The 2287-nt window shown below is 38.0% G+C and carries 4 protein-coding genes and 1 pseudogene; 2 read left to right on the top strand and 3 right to left on the bottom strand.

Annotated features, from left to right (window positions below):
* Positions 1-147: 147 nt before the first annotated feature.
* Both C200_RS11165 and lysC read left to right on the top strand, forming a co-directional pair.
* Positions 148-576, top strand: coding sequence for a hypothetical protein (locus C200_RS11165; protein ID WP_016212087.1), 429 nt, complete (start codon positions 148-150; stop codon positions 574-576).
* On the top strand, positions 491-667 hold the full coding sequence (gene lysC / locus C200_RS16945) for an Rz1-like lysis system protein LysC (RefSeq protein ID WP_418312536.1): 177 nt from the start codon (positions 491-493) through the stop codon (positions 665-667). Before C200_RS11165 ends, lysC begins: the two co-directional genes overlap by 86 nt.
* A 76-nt stretch (positions 668-743) precedes the next feature.
* Here the strand turns inward: lysC and C200_RS11160 are convergent, their stop codons facing one another.
* The 3 genes and pseudogenes from C200_RS11160 to C200_RS15815 form a co-directional block, all read right to left on the bottom strand.
* Positions 744-1283, bottom strand: a complete 540-nt coding sequence (locus C200_RS11160; protein WP_032126714.1) for a hypothetical protein — start codon at positions 1281-1283, stop codon at positions 744-746.
* A gap of 236 nt (positions 1284-1519) precedes the next feature.
* The gene (locus tag C200_RS11155; protein ID WP_016212089.1) at positions 1520-1750 is read right to left on the bottom strand and encodes a hypothetical protein; all 231 of its coding nucleotides are present in this window, start codon (positions 1748-1750) and stop codon (positions 1520-1522) included.
* 98 nt (positions 1751-1848) lie between these two features.
* Positions 1849-2287: pseudogene (locus tag C200_RS15815) on the bottom strand (hypothetical protein); the annotation flags it as partial.

Raw genomic sequence — 2287 nt, 5'->3', positions numbered from 1 at the left:
TCAGATGACGGAGGGCGAAAACAATAGCAAAGGCTGGCAATGTGCTGAATTTGCCGCACAGATTTTAAAGCGCTGCGGCTTACGCTTGCCCGAGCGTGAAAACCTCACCCCGATTGAATTAATAACACTCATCAAACAAGGTGCATGATGTATAGCGTGATCAAAAGTTTTTGGGTCTATGGCGTCGGTGGCGTCCTGGTCATTGTTATTATTTTTGTTTGGCGTTATGAAATGCGCCAAAGTGCCCAGTATGAGCTACGTCATGAAATTGCTCAAACCAATTGGAAACACAACACTAAAACCTTCCATTTAGAACAACAGCGCCTTAAACAGATTCAACAGCGCTATTTTACTAAAGTTGCTGCCACCGATGAGGAACATGATGATGTGGATCACGCCTTACTTGAATCGCTGCATGCCAGCAAAAACTGGTCTGCTACTGATATCCCTAACACCATTTTTATTAAGCTGTGCCAAGCCGAACTCGTTGATCACGCACAGTCACATCGATGCAAGTCCGCCGTACAGTTTACTCAATCACTGCAAAACAACAAAAATCCAAGGACAAACCAATAAAGCCGCACTGACCTGGGGCGTGGAAAATTACCAATCATTAGAACAGTGCAATACGCAAATTAGTCATTTACGGGAGTTTTATCATTTATAAAAGGAATTAATCAGCTAAAAGATTTGTCTTAACTAATAGTGGCACTAGAGTCTACGACCGTATAATAAAGTGACATTCACATTAACAAACAACTAATAGAGCTGTCTTCTTCATGATCGATACTTGTTATAGACAAATCTCCAGCTCCTGACATTACAAAATCTTTGACTAGTGTAGCTACCTCTGGTGCGATTTTTGGATCTTCTTTATTAATTAATGGGCGAGTCACATCTTCTGCTGTCGCATAAATAAACTCATGTTTATTAAACATTTTCTCTATACTTCTAAATAAAGCAGAGTCACGTTTACCATCAACGTTATTACTTTGTACAGCTTCTACATATTGCTTCAAAAAACGAACTTTCCACTCTGGCGATGTAACTCCTGTTTGAGATCCCATGCCATACCAAACATGGGCCACAGTGAGATTAGATATACGTGAATCTTTTGGATTATATGAAGAAGAGTCTGGTTCATGAGGTATTGAATCTATCACCTGCTCTATTTCGTTTTTTTGTTCCGGTGTTAGATTTCCTCCAAGCATCATGTTATCCATTCGAGTTAACTTACCGAGGACATTTGTGATCCTATCTTCTAGTGAAAGTTTAGAAGGCATATATTTTCCTAAATTTTAGTAATTTTAAAGAAACAAATTAGTCAAGTTAATTTTAAAATTACTAAAGCATTAAATCCGTTAATAATATGAAAAATTATATTCAATAAAGTTTCATGTAGTCCATATTTTTTTGTTTAATATCTATATAATGTCACCAAGATTTCAACGCCCTCCGTATTAAGCACCTTCACTATCCTCTCTATACTTTAACTCTTCACTATAAAAGCGAACTTAATCTAACCCCTGATCGTTTTATATCTACAATCATATCCCGTAGCCCCATCTTCTTGCTCACCCACCCATTGATCAAATTCAGCCTCAACCGCTTCCTCTGCTTTTAAGATATTTGAGTGCATTACTTCAAACTCAACACAAAGTGTCTTTTCTGGGTAGATTAAATCAAATGTATACAGGTAGCCTATCGTTTTACCTGATTTTTTCCTGTGTGTTGTTTTTTTTAGTCCCATTAATTCACTAAATCACTCTAATATTACAAAGCTCACTATCTTTGCAGAACAAAGATAAAAATTAAACCTAATTCAATAAATATGTTTTAAGTCATACATCAAAAACTTGCCATCCCATTCGGGCGGGTAAATGTAGGCGCTATTGCACTTAAAATCCCCATCACTTTGTCAATGGTGTAGCCTTTTTCGGTATACGCATTTTTCAAAAACCAGGTCATTTCATCAATCGAGTGACCAAATCGTTTAGAAAAGTGTTTCAAACGCTGCATATGTTTATTTGTCACTTCACGTCCAGCTGAAGTTTTTTGTTGCTTATAAAAATTCTGGCTCAATTGATTTGTTACCGCTCCATGGGCTACAGCCATATCGACAGGGACATCCTCAAGCACAGCCAAGTTAGGCGTAACACTTTGAGTGTTACACGGCTTGTCAGTGGTAATCTCACTATTCATCGCCTTTGCTTCATCAAGCGCCTCTTGTGTTTCTAGAAGTGCGCTCCTAAGCTCCTGTTCTTTGTTTGCCCAGTCAGTTAAATCA

Source organism: Piscirickettsia salmonis LF-89 = ATCC VR-1361 (genome assembly GCF_000297215.2).
Lineage (GTDB): Bacteria > Pseudomonadota > Gammaproteobacteria > Piscirickettsiales > Piscirickettsiaceae > Piscirickettsia > Piscirickettsia salmonis.
Note: the sequence above shows the minus strand (reverse complement) of the source record. Positions and strands in the feature narration are given on the sequence as shown.

What these genes read in the sequence shown, in the direction of transcription:
- C200_RS11155 (WP_016212089.1), bottom strand. Translation starts at nt 1,750, where the DNA reads ATGGGACTAAAAAAAACAACACACAGGAAAAAATCAGGTAAAACGATA.
- C200_RS11160 (WP_032126714.1), bottom strand. Translation starts at nt 1,283, where the DNA reads ATGCCTTCTAAACTTTCACTAGAAGATAGGATCACAAATGTCCTCGGT.
- C200_RS11165 (WP_016212087.1), top strand. Translation starts at nt 148, where the DNA reads ATGTATAGCGTGATCAAAAGTTTTTGGGTCTATGGCGTCGGTGGCGTC.